The organism is Pseudomonas fakonensis, assembly GCF_019139895.1.
In the GTDB taxonomy this organism is placed as follows: domain Bacteria; phylum Pseudomonadota; class Gammaproteobacteria; order Pseudomonadales; family Pseudomonadaceae; genus Aquipseudomonas; species Aquipseudomonas fakonensis.
The window spans coordinates 3893116-3911635 of sequence record NZ_CP077076.1 but is presented as its reverse complement, the minus strand read 5'-3'; the positions used below and the strand labels follow the sequence as shown (position 1 = coordinate 3911635).

General features: G+C 62.6%; 18 protein-coding genes and 1 pseudogene. 12 read left to right on the top strand and 7 right to left on the bottom strand.

The window, feature by feature from the left end:
- Positions 1-3 precede the first annotated feature (3 nt).
- The 5 genes from KSS94_RS17115 to KSS94_RS17095 all read right to left on the bottom strand — a co-directional run bounded on the left by KSS94_RS17115 (position 4) and on the right by KSS94_RS17095 (position 5609).
- The gene (locus KSS94_RS17115; protein WP_217839281.1) at positions 4-1098 is read right to left on the bottom strand and encodes an ABC transporter ATP-binding protein; all 1095 of its coding nucleotides are present in this window, start codon (positions 1096-1098) and stop codon (positions 4-6) included.
- 195 nt (positions 1099-1293) lie between these two features.
- Positions 1294-2127 carry a carbohydrate ABC transporter permease gene (locus KSS94_RS17110; RefSeq protein WP_217839280.1) on the bottom strand — a complete coding sequence of 278 codons (834 nt, stop codon included), beginning with the start codon at positions 2125-2127 and terminating at the stop codon, positions 1294-1296.
- Between the two features lie 10 nt (positions 2128-2137).
- Positions 2138-3061 (bottom strand): carbohydrate ABC transporter permease, encoded by a 924-nt coding sequence (locus tag KSS94_RS17105; RefSeq protein WP_217839279.1) that lies wholly within the window; start codon positions 3059-3061, stop codon positions 2138-2140.
- Positions 3062-3133: 72 nt separating this feature from the next.
- Positions 3134-4444 carry an ABC transporter substrate-binding protein gene (locus tag KSS94_RS17100; protein WP_217839278.1) on the bottom strand — a complete coding sequence of 437 codons (1311 nt, stop codon included), beginning with the start codon at positions 4442-4444 and terminating at the stop codon, positions 3134-3136.
- Between the two features lie 259 nt (positions 4445-4703).
- The gene (locus tag KSS94_RS17095) at positions 4704-5609 is read right to left on the bottom strand and encodes an AraC family transcriptional regulator (protein ID WP_217839277.1); all 906 of its coding nucleotides are present in this window, start codon (positions 5607-5609) and stop codon (positions 4704-4706) included.
- 612 nt (positions 5610-6221) lie between these two features.
- On the opposite strand from KSS94_RS17095, the gene KSS94_RS17090 reads away from it, so the two are divergent.
- The 8 genes from KSS94_RS17090 to KSS94_RS17055 all read left to right on the top strand — a co-directional run bounded on the left by KSS94_RS17090 (position 6222) and on the right by KSS94_RS17055 (position 10311).
- Complete coding sequence (locus KSS94_RS17090; RefSeq protein WP_217839276.1) at positions 6222-6518, top strand: DUF3077 domain-containing protein; 297 nt, start codon at positions 6222-6224, stop codon at positions 6516-6518.
- Between the two features lie 201 nt (positions 6519-6719).
- The gene (locus KSS94_RS17085) at positions 6720-7205 is read left to right on the top strand and encodes an Hcp family type VI secretion system effector (protein ID WP_217839275.1); all 486 of its coding nucleotides are present in this window, start codon (positions 6720-6722) and stop codon (positions 7203-7205) included.
- Positions 7202-7915, top strand: coding sequence for a DUF4225 domain-containing protein (locus KSS94_RS17080; protein WP_217839274.1), 714 nt, complete (start codon positions 7202-7204; stop codon positions 7913-7915). The genes KSS94_RS17085 and KSS94_RS17080 overlap by 4 nt, the downstream gene beginning before the upstream one ends.
- Positions 7899-8183: a hypothetical protein gene (locus KSS94_RS17075; RefSeq protein ID WP_217839273.1), complete on the top strand. Its 285-nt coding sequence runs from the start codon at positions 7899-7901 to the stop codon at positions 8181-8183. Before KSS94_RS17080 ends, KSS94_RS17075 begins: the two co-directional genes overlap by 17 nt.
- Before the next feature lie 75 nt (positions 8184-8258).
- Positions 8259-8546, top strand: coding sequence for a hypothetical protein (locus KSS94_RS17070; protein ID WP_217839272.1), 288 nt, complete (start codon positions 8259-8261; stop codon positions 8544-8546).
- A 212-nt stretch (positions 8547-8758) separates the two neighbouring features.
- Positions 8759-9073: a hypothetical protein gene (locus KSS94_RS17065; protein WP_217839271.1), complete on the top strand. Its 315-nt coding sequence runs from the start codon at positions 8759-8761 to the stop codon at positions 9071-9073.
- Between the two features lie 20 nt (positions 9074-9093).
- On the top strand, positions 9094-9414 hold the full coding sequence (locus KSS94_RS17060; RefSeq protein ID WP_217839270.1) for a hypothetical protein: 321 nt from the start codon (positions 9094-9096) through the stop codon (positions 9412-9414).
- 417 nt (positions 9415-9831) lie between these two features.
- Positions 9832-10311: a hypothetical protein gene (locus tag KSS94_RS17055; protein ID WP_217839269.1), complete on the top strand. Its 480-nt coding sequence runs from the start codon at positions 9832-9834 to the stop codon at positions 10309-10311.
- A 664-nt stretch (positions 10312-10975) separates the two neighbouring features.
- Here the strand turns inward: KSS94_RS17055 and KSS94_RS17050 are convergent.
- Together KSS94_RS17050 and KSS94_RS17045 are read right to left on the bottom strand one after the other, a co-directional pair.
- Positions 10976-11938, bottom strand: a complete 963-nt coding sequence (locus tag KSS94_RS17050) for an SCO family protein (RefSeq protein WP_217839268.1) — start codon at positions 11936-11938, stop codon at positions 10976-10978.
- A 154-nt stretch (positions 11939-12092) separates the two neighbouring features.
- The gene (locus tag KSS94_RS17045; RefSeq protein ID WP_217839267.1) at positions 12093-15488 is read right to left on the bottom strand and encodes an Ig-like domain-containing protein; all 3396 of its coding nucleotides are present in this window, start codon (positions 15486-15488) and stop codon (positions 12093-12095) included.
- A gap of 239 nt (positions 15489-15727) precedes the next feature.
- Between KSS94_RS17045 and KSS94_RS17040 the strand changes: the two genes are divergently transcribed.
- The 4 genes and pseudogenes from KSS94_RS17040 to KSS94_RS27270 all read left to right on the top strand — a co-directional run bounded on the left by KSS94_RS17040 (position 15728) and on the right by KSS94_RS27270 (position 18426).
- Complete coding sequence (locus KSS94_RS17040) at positions 15728-16486, top strand: sulfite exporter TauE/SafE family protein (RefSeq protein ID WP_217839266.1); 759 nt, start codon at positions 15728-15730, stop codon at positions 16484-16486.
- 193 nt (positions 16487-16679) lie between these two features.
- On the top strand, positions 16680-17414 hold the full coding sequence (locus tag KSS94_RS17035; RefSeq protein WP_217839265.1) for a hypothetical protein: 735 nt from the start codon (positions 16680-16682) through the stop codon (positions 17412-17414).
- A 97-nt stretch (positions 17415-17511) separates the two neighbouring features.
- Positions 17512-17751 (top strand): annotated as a pseudogene (locus KSS94_RS17030) (type II toxin-antitoxin system RelE family toxin); the annotation flags it as partial.
- A 126-nt stretch (positions 17752-17877) separates the two neighbouring features.
- Entirely contained in the window at positions 17878-18426 is a 549-nt protein-coding gene (locus KSS94_RS27270; RefSeq protein ID WP_217885553.1) for a TetR/AcrR family transcriptional regulator, read from the top strand.
- The last annotated feature ends 94 nt before the right edge of the window (positions 18427-18520 follow it).

Here is an 18520-nt window from a genome sequence, read left to right as displayed (position 1 = left end):
TCCTTAGGCTACGTGCTGCAGTCGTTTGTCGAGGGCCTGGCCATTGCTGTCGAACAGGTGGCAGTGCAGGGGGGCGAAGCCCAATTGCAGGCTTTCGCCAAAGCCCGGGGCGAAGTCGCCGCGCACCCGTACGGTGAGCATCTCGCCGCTTGCGGCGCGCACGTGGCAGTAGGTGTCGCTGCCCAGCCGTTCGCTCACGTCGGCAGTCACCTGCAGCGGGCCCTGGCCGATCTCCAGGTGTTCCGGGCGGATGCCCAGGGTCACCTGGCTGCCGGTGGCCAGCTCGCCTGCGCACAGCGGCAAGGCGATGCGCGCGCCGCACTCCAGGGCCACCTCGCACTGGCTGCCCTGGTTGCGGCTCAGGTGCCCGCGCAGCAGGGCCATTTTTGGTGTGCCGAGAAAACCCGCCACAAACAGGTTGGCCGGGTGGTGGTAAAGCTCCAGCGGCGAGCCCACCTGCTCGATGCGCCCGCCGTTGAGCACCACCACCTTGTCGGCCAGGGTCATCGCCTCGACCTGGTCGTGGGTCACGTAGATCATGGTCGCGGCCAGCTCCTGGTGCAGGCGCGCCAGCTCCAGGCGCATCTGCACGCGCAGGGCGGCGTCGAGGTTGGACAGCGGCTCGTCGAACAGGAAGATTTTCGGGTTGCGCACGATTGCCCGGCCAATCGCCACCCGCTGGCGCTGGCCACCGGACAACTGGCGCGGCTTGCGTTCCAGCAGCGGTTGCAGCTCAAGAATGCGCGCGGCGTTGTCCACCTTGCTGGCCACCTCCTGCTTGGCCACGCCGGCCAGGTCCAGGGCAAACGACAGGTTCTTGCGCACGGTCATGTGCGGGTACAGGGCGTAGGTCTGGAACACCATGGCCAGGTCGCGCTTGGCCGGGGCGGTGTCGGTGATGTCGGCGCCGTCCAGGGTGATCTGGCCGCTGCTCACCTCTTCAAGCCCGGCGATCAGCCGCAAAAGGGTGGACTTGCCGCAGCCCGAGGGGCCGACGAACACCACGAACTCGCGGTCGCGCACGTCCAGGTCGATGCCTTTGATGATGGCGTGGCCATCGAAGCCTTTGTGCAGGTTGCGGATTTTCAGGTCAGCCATGTTGGGTGTCCTTATCAGAAGCGAAAACGCAATTGGCGTGGGAGCGGGGTTGTTCGGCGATGCGGTGGATGGCACCGGCTTTGCCGGTGATCGCGGGGCAAGCCCGCTCCCACAGCTGATAAGCCAGGGGCGGGCCCCCTGTAGGAGCCGGCTTGCCGGCGATCACTGGCGCAGCCAGTGCCATCCACCCCCCGTTCATTTCACCGCCCCGAACGAAAGCCCGCGCACCAACTGCTTCTGGCTGACCCAGCCAAAAATCAGTATCGGCGCGCAGGCCAGGGTCGACACGGCCGAGAGCTTGGCCCAGAACAGCCCCTCGGGGCTTGAATAGGAGGCCACCAGCGCCGTCAGCGGCGCGGCGGCAGACGACGTCAGGTTCAGCGACCAGAACGCCTCGTTCCAGCACAGGATCAACGACAGCAACAGGGTCGAGGCCAGCCCGCCGCGGGCAATCGGCAGCAGCACCCGCACGATTTCCTGCCAGGTGCCGGCCCCGTCCAGGCGTGCAGCTTCGAGGATGTCCACCGGGATATCCTTGAAGTAGGTGTACACCATCCACACCACGATCGGCAGGTTCACCAGGGTGTACACGATGATCAGCGCCAGGCGCGAATCCAGCAGGCCGAACTGCTTGGCCAGCAGGTAGATCGGCATCAACACCCCCACCGGCGGCAGCATCTTGGTCGACAGCATCCACAGCAGCGTGCGCTTGGTGTGGCGGCTTTCGAAAAACGCCATGGAGTACGCCGCCGGCACCGCGATCAGCAGGCACAGCAGTGTCGCCGAGAACGAGATGAACACCGAGTTCCAGGCATAGGCGAAGTAATCGCTGCGCTCGTTGATGTGCAGGTAGTTTTCCAGGGTCGGCACAAAGATGAACTGCGGCGGCGTGGCAAAGGCGTCCAGCTCGGTCTTGAAGCTGGTCAGCAGCATCCACAGGATCGGGAAGAACATCACCAGGGCGATGCCCCAGCACAACAGGCCCAACAGCGTGTTGTGCAGCCGGCGGGTTTGCTTGAGTGTCGGCATGGCGGGCTCCTCAGCTGCGTTCGGTCAGGTTCTTGCCGATCATGCGCACCAGCACGATGGCGGCAATGTTGGCGATCAGCACGGCAATCAGCCCGCCCGCCGAGGCCATGCCCACGTCGAACTGCAGCAGCGCCTGGTTGTAGATCAGGTAGGCCAGGTTGGTGGACTCAAAGCCCGGGCCGCCGCTGGTGGTGGTGAAAATCTCGGCGAACACCGACAGCAAGAAGATGGTCTCGATCATCACCACCACGGCAATCGGCCTGGCCAGGTGCGGCAACGTCAGGTGCCAGAAGATCGCCAGGGGCCCGGCACCATCCAGCCGCGCGGCTTCTTTTTGTTCCTGGTCCAGCGACTGCATGGCGGTCATCAGAATCAGAATGGCGAACGGCAGCCACTGCCACGACACGATCAGGATGATCGACAGCAGCGGGTGGTGCGCCAGCCAGTCCATGGGCTGTGCGCCGAACAGCCGCCACAGCGCGGCGAGAATGCCCGACACCGGGTGCAATATCAGGTTCTTCCACAGCAGCGCGCTGACCGTGGGCATGATGAAAAACGGCGAAATCAGCAGCACCCGTACCACGCCCCGGCCCCAGAACTCGCCGGCCTCAAGCAAGGCGGCAATCAGCACCCCCAGCACCACGCTGATGGCCAGCACGCTGCCTACCAGCACCAGGGTGTTGAGTGCGCCGGGCATGAAACCCGGGTCGGTGACGAAAAAGCTGAAGTTCTCCAGGCCGACGAATTCGTTCTCGCCGGGGTACAGCAGGTTGTAGCGGATCAGCGAGAAATACAGGGTCATGCCCAGGGGCACGATCATCCACAACAGCAGCAGCGCCACCGAGGGGCTGACCAGAAACCAGCCGGGGCCGACGCGGCGTTTACCGGGGCGTGCGCGGGCCTGGCTCGGGGTGTCGAGGGCCGTAGTGTTCATGGCGACTCCGATGTGATCAGTGCGGCGAAATGCGCCACGCCGGGTCAGGGCGTGGCGGGGTTTAGCGGCGGGCTACTTGGGGTAGCCGGCGCGCTTCATCTCGCGGGCGGTGGACTGCTGCGCGGCGGCCAGCGCCTGCTCCACGTCCATTTGCCCGGTAAGGGCGGCGGCGAACAGCTTGCCCACCTGGGTGCCGATGGCCTGGAACTCGGGGATGGTCACCAGCTGGATGCCCACGTAGGGCACGGGCTTGAGGGTGGGGTGCTTGGGGTCCACGCGCTTGAGCGACTCAAGCGTCACCTTGGCAAACGGCGCGGCGGCCAGGTAGGCGTCGCTGTAGGTGGAGGCGCGGGTGCCCGGCGGCACGTTGGCCACGCCTTCTTTTTCGGCCACCAGCTTGCCGTAGGCCTCGGAGGTGGCCCAGGTGCTGAAGGCTTTGGCGGCGTCCTTGTGCTTGGCACTGGTGGGGATCGCCAGCGCCCAGGAATACAGCCACGAAGCGCCCTTGTCGGTGACTTCCTTGGGCGCGAAGGTGAAGCCCACCTGGTCGGCCACCTTGCTCTGGCTCTTGTCGGTGACGAACGAGCCGGCCACGCTGGCGTCCACCCACATGGCGCACTTGCCGCTGTTGAACAGCGCCAGGTTTTCGTTGAAGCCGTTGCTCGAGGCGCCGGGCGGGCCGTACTGGGTCATGCTGCTGACGTAGAAGTTCAGCGCCTTCTGCCATTCGCTGGTGTCGAACTGCGGCTGCCATTTTTCATCGAACCAGCGCGCGCCGAAGGCGTTGGCCAGGGTGCCGATCAGCGCCATGTTTTCGCCCCAGCCGGCCTTGCCGCGCAGGCATATACCGTACTGGCCCTGGTCGGGGTGGTTGAGCTTGGCGGCGTATTCGGCCAGTTGGGTCCAGGTCGGCTGCTCGGGCATGCTCAAGCCGGCCTTGGCGAACAGGTCCTTGCGGTAATAGGTGATCGAGGCTTCGGCGTAGAAGGGCAGGGCGTACAGGGTGCCACCTGCGGAAAGGCCTTCGCGCACCGAGGGGAATACATCGTCGAGGTTGTAGTCGGCGGGCAGCTCGGTCATCGGCGCCAGCCAGCCCTTGGCGCCCCATAGCGCGGCTTCGTACATGCCGATGGTCAGCACGTCGAACTGCCCGCCCTGGGTGGCGATGTCGGTGGTCAGGCGCTGGCGCAGCACGTTTTCTTCCAGTACCACCCACTTCAGGCTGATGTCCGGGTGCTGCTGTTCGAACACCTTGGCCAGGCGCTGCATGCGGATCATGTCGTTGTTGTTGACCGTGGCGATGGTCAGGGTTTCGGCGGCCTGGGCGTTCAGCGCCAGGCCCAGGCAAGCGGCGGCCACACAGGCCTTGATCGAGTCGTTCATCATGAACTCCCTTACCGGGCCGGGGGGACGGCACGGAAGACATTATTGTTTTTGTGTCGCTCGCTACCGATTACAACCTTGTAGGACGCAAGCCACAAAGCCTCGCCTGCACAGGTGCTGATACTTTTTTGCAGTGACGCGATCTCTGTGGGAGCGGGCTTGCCCCGCGATACCGGCGCAGCCGGTGCCATCCATCGCGGGGCAAGCCCGCTCCCACGTCGTCACCCCAATTCCGGCGATTCAACAGAAATCCACTGCCTCAAACCCGGTTCTGCTCGGTCAACCGCTGCGTCACCAGGCTGCGGTAACTCGACGGCGTCATCCCCTTCAACTGCTGGAACCGCCGGTTGAAGTTGGACAAGTTGCTGAACCCCGATTCAAAGCACACCTCGGTCACCGGCAGCTCGCCCTTGGCCAGCAGCTCGCACGACTTGCTCACCCGCAACCGGTTGACGAACTCGACAAAGCCGCGCCCGGCGGCTTGCTTGAAGAACCGCGAAAAGTACGTAGTGGTCATGCCCAGGTGCTCGGCCACTTCGTGCTGGGTGAGGTCCTGGGCGTAGTGCTGGAAGATGTAGTCCACCGCCCGGTTGATGCGCTCGACGTTCAGCTCGTCGGCCAGTTGCGAGGAGGTGACGGTGGACAGCAGCTGGTAATCCTCGCAGGCCGCCAGCTGTTCCATCAGGATAAAAAAGTATCCCAGCCGGGTCATGCCGCGGCTGTCGGCGATGCGCTGCAGCAGTTGGCGGCTGTCGCGGATCAGCGCCGGGTCGCGAAACTCGATGCCATAGCGCGCCCTGGCCAGCAGCGGGGCCAGCTGGTGCAGTTCGGAGAACACCTGGCTGCCGTCCTCGAGCACCTCGTCGGTGAAATTGACCAGCATGTCGCGCTTGCCCACCACCTCGTTCGGCGCCAGCTGGCTGATCCAGTTGTGCGGCAGGTTCGGCCCGGTGAGAAACAGCGTGTCGGGGGCGAAGTTGCCGATGTAGTCGCCGATGAACACCTTGCCGGCACTTGCGACGATCAGGTGCAGCTCGTACTCCTTGTGAAAGTGCCAGCGCACCAGCGGGCTGGGGAAGCCGTGCTGGCGGTAGATCAGCGAGTGGCCTTCATGGTCGTCCATCAACTCGTAGGACGGGTCGGTGGCTTTGCGCGTTCTGGGCATGGCGGCGGTGGGCTCCAAATGACCAGCCGTCATCCTAGCCCAAGCGGCCAGGCCGTGCAGGTACAGCGCAGACGCCAAGGCCATGCGGTCCCTGTAGGAGCGGCCTTGTGTCGCGATGGGCCGCAAAGCGGCCCCCGGCGATCTTGCATGAATCCGAGATTCTGGGGCCGCTTCGCGCCCCATCGCGGCACAAGGCCTACAGAATGCGCGAGGCCTGAATCAGGCGCTGTACCTGTAGGAGCCGGCTTGCCGGCGATGAGGCCGGCTCAGCCAACACAAGACAGTTGCTCCTACAAGGAACTGCAGCGCTTACCAAGCCCACCCAACCAGCCCAATCTTGAAGGACGTTTCCCACACAAACGTAGTCCATTTCCCAAAGGCCCCATTTCCCCGCCAGCCCCGTTGTAACCGCCGCCGCAACAGTTTTAGTCTCGCCCTGCTCGCCGCCCCCAGCACCCAAACCATCCGGCCAACTGGCAAAAAAGGGGCTGCACAGGGACCGTGCGGTCAGGCCTCGAAGCTTGGGTTGCCAAGCGGCGGCGAGCTCCAACTTCTCTAAACCGGCCAAGCCAGCCTTGGCCGGTAGCGCACACAACTCACAGGGGGTAGGCCATGGGCAATGACGATCAGTCGAAGGGTGAGGGCGGGCAGGGCATCGTGAGCCTGGTGCAATACGCCGGAAAGCGCGGCCCCCGCGATTGGGTACAGGCCATACCCGGCCAGCCCATCAAGGAGGTGCTGGAAGAAACCTCGATCATGCTGGGCTGCATCAGCACACTCACCCGCCAGGCGCTGCAAAAGCCCAGCGAAGCCAAGACCCTGATGCGCGCCACCTATTACCTCAGCGGCATGGCCAAGGCGATGATCCAGGGGCAATTGCCTGCGGTGCAGGGCAAAGATGAACGCTAAATAGCTGCTGCAACACCCTTGAAACCGCCTCCGGGTTACCGAAGGCGGTTTTTTTATGCCCGCGTTTTAGTGCCGGGCAGGCTCGGTGGTCATTGTCTGTCGTACTTGGTTACTTTTGATGTGCGTATTTTCGGAAGCGTCCGACATACAAGCGTTGTTCAAATCATTAAGTTGCGAGCTTTCTGACAGGGAGTTCGTAGCATGGCTTATCACGGATACATGACCCTCAAAGGCAATCGCCAAGGCCTTATCTCTGCTGGCTGCTCCAGCGAAGATTCCATCGGCAACAAGTGCCAGCTCAATCATCGGGACGAAATTGTGGTGCTGTCGTTCAACCACAACGTCGCAAACCCCAGCAATGGATTACGCGGTGTTCAACAACCCGTGATGATCACCAAGCCCATCGACAAGTCCACCCCCTTGCTCGCCCAGGCCGTGGATGGCCGCGAAGTGATCGACTGCGATATCCACCTGTACCGCACTCACGCAGCCGGCCACCGGGAAAAGTACTTCACGGTCAAGCTTGGCGGCGCCTTGATCGTGTCGCAGGAGCTGGATGTGCCCCATGCTGTACTGCTAACTGACCAGGATGCGGAAGAGCGCCTGTTCATCAGCTATCGCACCATCAGCTGGATCCACCATGCCGCCAGCACCAGCGGCCATGCGTCCTGGGGGGAGCAGCCATGAAGGCATACGGCGACCGGCTGGACGAGGCGTACTGGGAGGTCAATGCAGCGGCCGCCCGGCTTATCAGCTATGGCTGCGGGCTGAGTGCCAGGCATTTGAAGGATCGGCGGTTGCGGATGCAGTTCAATCGTGAACTGGCTTATTACGCGCGGCGGGTTCTGGATGATGTGTCGGAGCGTAAGTTAAGTGCTGGTGATGCATTGATCGAACTACGGAACGAGCGAGATCGCTTATATGCACAGTCGAAACGCATTCTTTATCAGTCTTTTGGGGTGATTGGAGGTGTGGGCCAAATGGTAACCGGTGCGGGGATCTGTTATGGATCATTGGGTTGGGCATGTGGGCTCGCAGGGGCGCCGTTGATGGCGCACGGTGGGAACAATATATATGAGAACGTTCGTGGGTTGTACGAAGGGCGGAGTGATGTGAGTGGCCCGGTCAAAAAAGTTTATCAAGGCGCTGCCAAGGCGGTCGGGTATACCGAACGAGAAGGTACAGCAGCCTACTTGGCGAGCGATATAACCATGTCAGTAGGTGCCTTGTTTCGGAACGTGCCTAAGGTCGGGGCTTGGAAGCTTTTCAAATATAACAAGATGGATAAGGAGATTGCGGTTAGGCAGATGAGCAATTTTTCGCTCTATGTCGAAATGGGCGTGAATTGGATAAGTGCTCAGCAGCTTGTGGAAACGTTGGATGATGAGTCTCGTTGAGTTTGTGTTGTTTGTTGTGGGTGATGTTGCTGTTACGTTGTTTTTGAGAAGGTTTTTTTTCTTCAAAGGCTGCGGTGGGTTCCGAGCCTTTCTCTTGAAAATCTTTACGATTGTGATGGTGGTGGTTTATGTCACCATCATCGGGGGAGGGGGCGTGATTTCTGTGGCGTTAAATAATGGGGGTAGTTATGTCCAGGAGTTGGTCGTTGTGCATGGGGGCTCATTTGTAATGGTCTTGTTTCACGCTTGGATAGCAGCTTATCGATGAATAAAGCATAATTCAGGAGCTATGGGCATAACCTCAAGTTGCTATGCGGGTCATTGTTTGTAAAGAGGCTGGTAAGTGAGTGCTTTGCTATTTTTGTTGTTTGCCCTTGCTGATCTTTTTGTCATGCTTTTCTTAAGGAAATACTTTTTCATGGATGGTGGAGGCGTAGTGCGGTATATGACTGCCTACGCTTTTGCCCTTGGGATGGGGTTGGTTTATATGGGGGTGATAAGAGGTAATGGGGTGATTTATGTTGATTTTGAGCGCAGTGATTCCGTTTATTTGGATTTGTTTCTTGTTCATGGTGTTGCGGTTGTGATGATTTACTTGCATGCATGGGCAACGCCTTCGCGATGGAAATAGCTTACAGTTTCGTCATTTTGAGGTGGCTTTTCGCGGGCGCTAAATCATGCCGCTGTGGAAACTTTCCTTCCTTAGCTAGATGCGTGAGTCTTAAATTAAAATCATGATTTTGACAAGGAAATGGCCGTGCGGCAGATAGGCAAGCTGGGGGCAGCGGTAGAAATCACGACAAGCGGCGCGAACGCTTATCAGTTTTATGACGAGTACAAAAAATGAGTTTCAATCAATTTATTTTGCTCGTGATGGTCGATGTGCCAGTAACGGTGCTGCTTCGACGTAAGTTATACACTCTGACGAGCGGCCTCCTGAGTAAGCTTGCGCTACATCTTTTCTCACTTCTGGCGGGCACCTTTTATGTGATTCTCCTGAAAGACGATGAGGTGTTTTATGTTGATGTCGGCCTTGATGGGGATTTTTACCGGAACCTGGTGATTGTAAATTCACTGATTTTTGCAATGGTGGTCTTTCATGCTTGGGCCATCTCGGCACCTTACGGCCGCAGCGCATTTCGCTGGGGTCGAAAATAAATCGATTTGAGGGCGTTCTGATGCTGATTGCCTATATTTTATTCTCGGTGGCAGCGCTAGCTGGCTCCCGCCTCCTTCGATGTGTTCTGACCAAGCGTGGAGAAGAAAAGCTGAGGCATGGGGCTGTAATTTTTTATAATTTCATATTTGCCTTTATGCATGTGATGGTTGTGGCGCAGGATAAGTACTTCTATGCCTATCGAAGGCCTGCTGTTATGCAGGAGCATGCGTGGCTGTTTTGGTTTGCTTGGGTTTTTGTGGTGCTCCATTTTATAGGGAAATACAGAAATAATGATGTCAATTGTTTCCGTTGGAAAAGAGATATGGACCTTTTCAGGTGATCTTGGGGGTGGGGCTTGACTCCTTCAGCTTTCTTCATGCTTGTCTTTTTTGGGGTTGTTTCTGCTCCAGTCCTTTCGTTACTTCTGGCTGGGGGCGGCTTCGCAGAGGTTAAAGAGTTCATCGGCTTCACTTACAACGTGGCCTTTGCGGTCTTCTACCACAGCGTTATATTTGGCACCCGCGAAGGCAGGATCTGGCCGCCTCAGGAGCTTATCGAATCGGACCCATGGATAGTTTGGCTGTCTATTCCACTCATCCTCTACCACCTTTGGATGATCCCAAGTCTCAACCCCTCTCGCCTACGCTTGCGCCGCAAATGGAACCCCACCTTCAAACGCCACAAATAACGCCCCACGCTTGGCGTCACCCGCTTTCTCGTGCTCTGATGGCAGCATCCACTCCCGAGGAATGCGCGCATGACCGAAGCCCAGCACTTCCCCAAGCAGCCATCCCCCCTTGGCACGGTATTGCTCACCTCCTACGACCATTTCGCCCACGAAAACATCATCGCCCATGCCCAGGCCGCGCAGGCGTTGCTGCACGGCGGGCAGATCGCAGCGTCCGTGGATGACGCCCGGCACCACCTGCACACCCTGACCCTGCTGCTCTCCGACGCCCCCGAAGAACCCCTGCTCAGTGCCAGCGCCGCGCAAAAGGGCTCGGTGCTGGGGCTGGTGGCGCTGGGTTATCTGATCACCCACAGCGGCTTTGCAGCAAAGGCCCGGGAGATCGTCGGCAACGGGCAGGGGGTGATGCTGCTGAACATCACCGGCGAGGGTGATGAGTTGCTGGCGCACCCGCAGCTGTTCGAAACCTGGGAGTCCTACACCGCATACCTGCAGCCACTGCTGGCCAGTGGCGAAGTGGCGTACGAGCGCATGTCCAGCTTCTCTTAGCCGGCTCGGCAACGCGGGGCCTAAAACGCCTGCAACCTGGCACCGGCTGCGCCGGTGTTCGCGGTGGTCCGGCACTCCGACAAGCCCGCTCCCACATGGGCTACAGGCCGGCGCGCTACCTGTAGGAAATCACCCAGCCCTTCGGGCTGCGCTGTCGCGCAGAGAACTAGTCTCGCAAATGCACCGCGGCCCCTGTGGGAAGCGGCCTTGTGTCGCGATGGGCTGCGTAGCAGCCCCGGCAATTTTGCATGAGGCCGAGGCCTTGGGGCCGCTTCGCGCCCCATCGCGACACAAGGCCGCTTCCCACAGAGACCGTGTTAAATCAATGAGTTGTAGTTTGTTCTATGAGAGCCCACACGCCGCCTTGGCGCCGCGCTGTCGCGCAGGGAACTGCGGCCGCAAGCGCGCCCGCGCCCTATGTAGGAGCCGGCTTGCCGGCGATAGGGCCGGCACAGGCGAATGCTGGCACCGGCTGTGCCGGTGTTCGCGGCTAAAGCCGCTCCCACAGAATCTTCGTTAAATCAACGAGTTGTGATTTGTTCCATAGGAGCCGGCTTGCCGGCGATAGGGCCGGTACAGGCCACACAAGGCCTTGAGGTGTGTCGCCGGTACGGGCCTCATCGCCGGCAAGCCGGCTCCTACAGGTGGGGTGGCAATCTTGAGATCAACGCTGCGCAGACGGCGTCTGCAGGCGCTGGGTCTCTTCTTCCAGGTACCCGAGCAACGCCTCCACTTCGGTGGGCCCTAGGCGCATGTTCGGCATCGCCAGCTGGTTGTACTGCTCGTACAACAGCACCGCCAACGGGTCCTTTTCGGCCAGCATCTTGTCCGGCTCCTTCAGCCAGCGCACCAGCCAGGCCGGGTCGCGCTGGCGGGTCACCCCCAGCAGGTCGGGGCCGATGCCGCGGGTGGCGCCGGGTACCGCATCGCCCAGGGTGTGGCACGACGAGCAGCGGGTGCGGTACAGCTGCTCGCCGGTGCTCGGCGGGCGGATCATCGGGGCTTCGGCCTGGGTGCTGGCGGTGGCCTGCTTCCAGTTGTGCAGGCTGTTGGCCAGGCGGTCGGCGAGGATGTACGGGCTCTCGAACGGCGAGGCTTTCATCCAGCGGCCGGTGGCCTGGTTGCCGATGATCAGGCTGAGGTTATGGTCGCGGCTGCGGCCGTTCTCCAGGCCGTCGATGTACAGGCCCAGGCTGCGGCGCAGGGTTTCGATATCGGCGGCTTCGCCGGTGAGCAGGGTCCAGCCCGGGGCGATGCCGAATTTTTCGGCGTAGCGCTTGAGGGTGGCGGGGGTGTCGTTGTACGGGTCGATGCTGATCGAGTAGATGAAGATATCCTGCCCCACGCGCTCGCCCAGCAGTTTTTGCACCTGGCGCAGGCGCGCGGTTTCCACCGGGCACGAGTCGCCGCAGCCGGTGAAGATGAAGTTGATGGCGACCACCTTGTCCTTGATCAGGTCGTCGAAAAAATGCACCTGCTTGCCGTCCTGGGTCAGCAGCGGGATGTTGGGGAAGTAGCTGGCGCCCCAGGGGGTGTCGGGCTCCGGGCTGGCGCTGCTGGGGGGCAGGGCGCAGGGCAGGCTCAAAACCAGCAGCAGGGGCAGCAGCAGGCGCCAGGTGCGCAGCATGGTCGAATCCTCCATTGGAACGTCAGGCCGCCCCTTGTAGGAGCCGGCTTGCCGGCGATGAGGCCTAAACCTGCGACACAGGGCCCGAAAGTGTGTCGCCGGTTTAGGCCCTATCGCCGGCAAGCCGGCTCCTACAGGGCGCGCGCTGTGGGCTTTACTTCACCGTTACCGGCACAATCACCGCCTGCCCCAGTGCCGAACGCACGGTGGCCTTGGCCGGCAGCGCCGGGCCTGCGCCCACTGTGGTTACGGTCAGTTTCCAGCGGGCTGCGGTGCCGCTCGGGCTCAGGGTCGCCAGGCCCAGGTCTATCGGCCCTGTGGTGGTGGTGCTGCTCACCCGGATGCTATTGCCGGCGGACACCGTGGTGGTGCCTTCGATTTCCCAGGTCCAGCGGTTGGTGCTGCGCTTGGTCACCTTGGCGCTGTTGACCTTGATCACATCCACCACCGGTGCCGGCGCTACCGCCACACTGACCGTCGCCGGGTTGGCCGAATCCAGGTTGCGGGCATCCCGGGCGGCGTAGGTGAAGCGCGCAGTGAACGCGGCGGCTACCGTGGCCGGCGGGGTGTAGGTGACCTGGGTGCCGTTGCTGCTCACCGAGCCCTGGCCGGAGTCCGGCTGGGCCAGGCTGCTGACGGTCAGCGGCAGGTCGCCGTCAGGGTCGCTGTCGTTGGCCAGCACGCTGATCACGATCGGCTTGCCGGCGCTGGTGGCGGCGCTGTCGTTCACCGCCACGGGCGGGTTGTTGCCGGCATTGCCGGGGCCGGTGTTGTTGGTACGGAAGGTCGGCAGCGCGGCAGAGTTCACATACTGCACGCCATCCCAGCCTGGCAGCGGCGTGGGCATCAGCTGGAACTGCCCGGGGTGTTCGATATCCCAGCGCAGCAGCATCGAGCTGTCTTCATGCTGGGTGTTGTGGCAGTGCTCCATGTAGGTGCCGGCGAACTCGCGGAAGCGAATGGCCATTTCCACCTCTTCCGAGGAGTCGGCATCCGGGCCGATGCGGTACACGTCCTTGCGTGCCCATTTTTCCCATTCCGGCGGCGCCTTGCCGTCGCGGCTCAGGATCACCCCTTCCTCGAAGTGCACATGCACCGGGTGGCTCCAGCCGTTGCCGCCGTTCTTGATCTTCCACACCTCCAGCGTGCCGTCGCCGCTGAAGCCGCCGGCTGTTGCCTCCTGGGCCAGCTGCGGGGCGGCGCTGATGCGCCGCGGGTCCATGCTGTAGCCAAAGCCGCCGTCGGTCTTGATGGTCCAGGGCTGCTCGTCGGTGCCGTCCGAGCGGCCAAAGATGAACTCGCGGTGGCGCGCATCCTTGAGTTTGGCCTTGTCGGCAACACCGTCACGGTTGATGGGCAGCGGGATCATCGCAAGGCCTGCGGCCTTGCCGGGCTTGGCCGGCTCGTACAGCGTCGGGTCCATGCTCACGTCCTGGCCGCTGTAGGGCTGCACCACAAGTTGCAGGAACTTGCCCACCACCGGGTCGCCGCCGTCCCATTCCTGGCCCTTGCTGGTCTGCTTGATCACCGGCTTGTAAGCGCCCGAGAGCACGTCGGCCAGCTTGATGGAGCCTGCCGGGCCCTTGCCGGTCTCGTGTTCCTCGATGTTGACGAAGTAGATCTTGTCGCCAACGCTGATGCCGTTTTTCGCGAAGTTGACGATGATGTCGTAGCGCTCGGCAATGCCCTGCAGCGGCAGGATGCCGTTGTTGTCCTGCAGGTCGCCGTTGCCGTTCAAGTCCATGCTGCCGTCGAACGGCACGGCGTGTTCCATGATGTTGCCGTCGTTGGCGATCATGTGGAACGGCACGCGGTTGTACGACACATTGGAGCCGGCCGGCCCCTTGAACTCGCCGCCGTTGCCGGCCACTTCACGCACGATGGCGATCTTGTAGTAGCGCGACACCGAGCCGTTGAGAATGCGGAAACGATAGCTGCGCGCACGCACCTTCAGGCGCGGCTGGTACTGCCAGTTCACCAGGGTCTGGTCACCAAGAAAACCGTTGGTGTTGAACGGGTTGAACCACAGCTGGCCATTGGCATCCCAGGCCTTGTCGGCCACCACCAGGTTGACGTCGTAGTCGCGGTTGCCCCAGGGCATCGCCGAGCCGCTGGGAAAACGCAGGTTGACGCCGTCCTGCAGCGCCTCGTTGCCGCGGTCCAGGGCCGAGTAGTAGTTCATCATCACCGCGTTGCCCTTGTAGACGTTCTGCGCGGTGAAATCGAGCATGTGGTCGTGGAACCAGTGAGTGCTCATGGTTTCGCGCCAGTCGCCGCGAATCTTGATGCTGCCGTTTTCGCAGGTTTTAAGCCCAGGGCTTGCGTCGTTGACGTACAGGGTTTCGCCGGGCGAGCAGGGGAAGGCTGCACGCGGGTCCTGGGCGTTGGTGTTGATGGTGTCGTAGCCGGCCAGCTGGATCGGCCAGCGGTAGTCGTAGTACTGGCCGGGGAAGAAGTACGCGTTGGCAAAGCCGTCGCTTTCGGCCGGCGAGTGGCCGTTGTGCTCGTGGGTACTGATGGTGTGCAGGCCAAAGCCATTGTTGGCCGACGGGTCGATGGGCAGCGCGTTGTAGTGGCGCATCAGCACCGGCTGGCCATAACGCACCATCAGCAGCTTGACCGGGAAAGTGCCGTCGAAGGTCCACAGCGACTTGTGGTTTTGCAGCGGCATTTTCGGGTGGAAGCGCGTGTCGATGCCCTTGGTGGTGCCCAGCGTGGTGGGGATGTCCGAGGTCTGGTAGTACAGCCCGCCCGGGCCGAACTCACCCTTGGCATAGTTGTGCAGTTGCTTGCGGTCGCGCAGGCCCTGGTTGATGCGCGCACCGGCCTGCGCGGTCTTGAACGCGGCCTGCGGGTAGAACTCGTTCCAGCGCTGGTGCGACCAGCCCTTTCCTGGTGGTCGGCCTTCGGCAGGCGAGCCCACCGAGTTGCGGTTCAGAAACAGCTCGATCTGCGCCTTCCACGGGTTGCGGTCGAGCACATTCGAGTACTGCGAGGGGAACGGCGTCAGCCCCGGCTGCTTGAGAAACGCCTCCAGGGCGTTGCCGTCGGGGCTGCTGCGGGCCACGTTGTTGGGGTCTTGGGCCGGCATCGGGCCGAGGATGGGCGGCGGGAAGGTCAGCTCGCCTGGCGGGGTGGCGGGGTCGAGTTTTTCCGGGCCGAATTCTTCGAACAGCAACAGCTGCTGGGTGAACGGCTCGGCACCGAACAGCGGGCTGGGCTTGCCGTTGGTGGGGTACTGGCGCGAGGTCTGTTGCAGCGGCGGCAGCACGTTGTCGGTCTCTACCGTGGCGCGGGTGCCGTACACCCCGTTGCTCAGCTCCAGCGAACCCTGGTTGGCCTCGGGCATGCTGCCCAGCGCGTTGAGCGCCGCCGCCTGCCCGGCGGCATCGGCGGGCGGGTCGCTGAACGCCGAGGGGTCGGTGGGCGGCGGCTGGCTGACGTCATCGAGGGACCCGGCAATGGCTCCGGCCAGCCCGAAGCTGAACAGTAGCGCCGTGACAGAGGACAACCTGAATACGTGCCTGGATGATGCAGCTGGTTTCTTCATTGCCGTATGCCCCGTGTTGAGCAGCCTGGCATCTGTAGCCACCCGCAGGGGTGGCGATGTGCCCTGTTTCAGGTGTGGAGCAACGGTTGTGCCAACCGGCACATGGCGCGAAGGCACATGTTTCAAGGTGTTGCAGTGGTGTGAGCGGCGCTCGTTTCGGGCCCGGCCGCAAAGCTGGGGATAGACACCCACTCCTGGGTGGGGAATGCTGCCCACACTTCAGCGCGCAAGGAGCCCCCATGGACCCGCTCTACCTCATCGCCCTCGGCGCCATCGTCGCAGGTTTCGTACAGGGCCTTTCCGGCTTTGCCTTCGGCATGGTGGCCATGTCGTTCTGGGCCTGGGGGTTGGAGCCGCGGGTGGCAGCGGTGCTGACCGTGTTCGGCAGCCTCACCGGCCAGCTGATTGCCGTGTTCAGCGTGCGCCGGGGGGGCAGTTGGGGGCTGCTGTGGCCGTTCGTGCTGGGTGGGTTGGCGGGCATCCCGTTGGGGGTGTGGGTGCTGCCGTACCTGGACATGCTCTGGTTCAAGGCGGTGTTCGGCACCCTGCTGGTGGTGTGGTGCCCGCTGATGCTGCTGGCGCCGCGCCTGCCCCGGCTGCGCGGCGGGCGCCTGGCCGATGGCGCGGTGGGCATGGTCGGCGGGGTGCTGGGCGGCATCGGCGGCTTCACCGGCACCGTGCCGACGCTCTGGTGCACCTTGCGCGGTTTTGAGCGCGACACCCAGCGCGCGGTGATCCAGAACTTCAACCTGTCGATGCTCGCGGTGACCATGCTCACTTATCTCGGTAGCGGGCTGGTGACGGTCTCGCTGTTGCCGATGTTCGCCGTGGTGGCCTTGGCGATGCTGCTGCCGACGCTGCTGGGCACGCGGGTGTACCTGGGCATCAGCGAGGCGGCGTTCCGGCGCATCGTGCTCAGCCTGCTGACCCTGTCAGGTATCGCAATGCTGGTGGTAGCGGTACCCGGCCTGCTGGTTCGAGGCTACAGCCCCCTGTAGGAGCCGGCTTGCCGGCGATAGGGCCGGGCCTGCAATCACAAGATCGCGGCCCTTGGTCGCCGGCTGGGGCCTCATCGCCGGCAAGCCGGCTCCTACAGGTAGGTGTGCAAGCGGCAGGTACAGGCTTGCCCTGGCCTGCGGTTGTTGGCACCCTTTGCCAGCCATTGCGTACATCAATTCAAGGAACTCCAAGGTGAGCTGGGAAAAAGTCGGTAAATCCCTCGTAGGCCTGCTGGTCGTGGCAGCAACCGCTGCCGTGCTCTACGCCGCGCTGCGCGAGGACGACAACCTCGAAGCGCGGCTCACCTACGCCCACCTCACCTACCCGGGCCAGTTCAACGAACGCATCAGCCAGGCCAACGAATTGCTCAAGTACGAACGCCTGCACGCGCGCATCAGTGACATCAGCGCCGGCGGGCTCGACCACGGCCAGGTCGACCGCCTGGTGGACCTGGCCCAGGCGCCTTACCTGCAGCTGTTCGCCCGGCCCTTCGAGGCCGGCCTGGTGGACCACCGCACCGGCCTGCTGATCGAGCTCACCAACCACCGCCAGGTGCCGGTCAAGGCCGTGACCATCCGCCTGCCGGCCAAGGGCCTGGTGCAGGTGCGCGACGATGCCGGCAACGACACCCTGGTGCAGGCCTCCACCAGCAGCGTCGAGATCCCGGCCATCGAGCCTGCGGGTACCAGCAAGGTCTGGGTGTACTTCGACGCCGACTACTCGCAGATCCGCCAGGGCGGCATCGGTATCCGCTACGCCGACGGCACGGCAGACATCCAGGTGTACCGCGAGGTGGTCGGTCTGCCCGCCTGGGTGGCGCGCTACAGCCGCGAGCTGATAGGCCTGCTGGCGGTGCTCGCCCTGGCCGTGCTCGCCCTGGGCTACCAGGCCACCACCCGCCGCCCCAACACTCGGCCCCTGCAATAACAGGCTCAGGCCCAAACCTCGCGAATTCAGGCTCCGGCGCCTACTTGTTATTGATGCACTGCGACTGCACCACATAACGCACAGTGCGCAAGGTGCCCTGGCGGTCTTCTATCAGCTCGAATTTCTACCCTCTGCCTTGAAAGAGTGGGAGAAGCTCGGCCACACCGTGCGTGAACACGCGAAGAAAAAGCTCAGGCAGCGCCTTGAAACGCCCAGGCTGCCGGCAGATGCGCTGCGCGCGTTGCCCGACCACTACAAGATCAAGGCCTCAGGCTACCGCCTGGCCTACCGCGTCGAGGATGACCGCGTGGTCGTGCTGGTACTGGCGGTGGGCAAGCCCGCTCCCACAGCGGCATGCAAAGCCCTGGCCCGGCGCTGTACCTGCGGGGCCGCCTTTTTTGCCCGGCGCCCGGGCAGCGACGAGCTGGTATGCTCCTGCCCGACGCAGCGCAACGAGACCACCATGGCCCGGCCGAAAAAACAGCAAGCCCCTGAGCATGACATCAAGGACCTCATCGTCGATGCCGCGCTGCGAGTGATCCAGCAGGAGGGTGCGATGTGCGCCACCTATCGGCGTATCGCCAGCGAGGCCAAGGTGTCGCCGGGCACCATGACCTACCACTTCGACAGCATCGATGCGATCGTCGCCGCGGCCTTCGTCAAGATGACCCAGGGCATTGCCGGCCTGTACCTGCGCCAGTTGCAGGAGGCACGCGACATCGAGCATGCCCGGGAGCTTGTGGCCGACCTGATCTGCGGCGACTTGTGGAAGGCGTCGGGGCAGATGCTGCTGATCTTCGAGCTGTACACCTTCGTATCACGCCGGCCCGAGTACCGCTACGTGATGGAAGACTGGATGGCGCTGTCGCGCCAGGCCTTGCTGATCCACTTCGACGAGCGCGCAGCGCGGGCGGTGGATGCCTTGATCGAGGGCTTCACCATCCACAATGCGCTGGGCGATGTGGTGGTGGGGCGCGAGGAGATTCTACGGTTGGTCAGGGCCGTGTCCTGAAAGGCCGGCGCCATCCCCTGTCTACTGCTCGGCCAGGCGCCATCCCCTGTAGGAGCCGGCTTGCCGGCGATGAGGCCGGGCCTGCTGTGCTGAA

Excerpts from the sequence above, each read along its gene's own strand:
- KSS94_RS17075 (WP_217839273.1), top strand. The coding sequence starts at position 7,899 with ATGATGAGTCTCGTTGAGTTTGTGTTGTTTGTTGTGGGTGATGTTGCT.
- KSS94_RS17090 (WP_217839276.1), top strand. The coding sequence starts at position 6,222 with ATGGGCAATGACGATCAGTCGAAGGGTGAGGGCGGGCAGGGCATCGTG.
- KSS94_RS17100 (WP_217839278.1), bottom strand. The coding sequence starts at position 4,444 with ATGAACGACTCGATCAAGGCCTGTGTGGCCGCCGCTTGCCTGGGCCTG.
- KSS94_RS17085 (WP_217839275.1), top strand. The coding sequence starts at position 6,720 with ATGGCTTATCACGGATACATGACCCTCAAAGGCAATCGCCAAGGCCTT.
- KSS94_RS17105 (WP_217839279.1), bottom strand. The coding sequence starts at position 3,061 with ATGAACACTACGGCCCTCGACACCCCGAGCCAGGCCCGCGCACGCCCC.
- KSS94_RS17080 (WP_217839274.1), top strand. The coding sequence starts at position 7,202 with ATGAAGGCATACGGCGACCGGCTGGACGAGGCGTACTGGGAGGTCAAT.
- KSS94_RS17060 (WP_217839270.1), top strand. The coding sequence starts at position 9,094 with ATGCTGATTGCCTATATTTTATTCTCGGTGGCAGCGCTAGCTGGCTCC.
- KSS94_RS17040 (WP_217839266.1), top strand. The coding sequence starts at position 15,728 with ATGGACCCGCTCTACCTCATCGCCCTCGGCGCCATCGTCGCAGGTTTC.
- KSS94_RS17055 (WP_217839269.1), top strand. The coding sequence starts at position 9,832 with ATGACCGAAGCCCAGCACTTCCCCAAGCAGCCATCCCCCCTTGGCACG.
- KSS94_RS27270 (WP_217885553.1), top strand. The coding sequence starts at position 17,878 with ATGGCCCGGCCGAAAAAACAGCAAGCCCCTGAGCATGACATCAAGGAC.
- KSS94_RS17110 (WP_217839280.1), bottom strand. The coding sequence starts at position 2,127 with ATGCCGACACTCAAGCAAACCCGCCGGCTGCACAACACGCTGTTGGGC.
- KSS94_RS17115 (WP_217839281.1), bottom strand. The coding sequence starts at position 1,098 with ATGGCTGACCTGAAAATCCGCAACCTGCACAAAGGCTTCGATGGCCAC.
- KSS94_RS17045 (WP_217839267.1), bottom strand. The coding sequence starts at position 15,488 with ATGAAGAAACCAGCTGCATCATCCAGGCACGTATTCAGGTTGTCCTCT.
- KSS94_RS17095 (WP_217839277.1), bottom strand. The coding sequence starts at position 5,609 with ATGCCCAGAACGCGCAAAGCCACCGACCCGTCCTACGAGTTGATGGAC.
- KSS94_RS17065 (WP_217839271.1), top strand. The coding sequence starts at position 8,759 with ATGAGTTTCAATCAATTTATTTTGCTCGTGATGGTCGATGTGCCAGTA.
- KSS94_RS17050 (WP_217839268.1), bottom strand. The coding sequence starts at position 11,938 with ATGCTGCGCACCTGGCGCCTGCTGCTGCCCCTGCTGCTGGTTTTGAGC.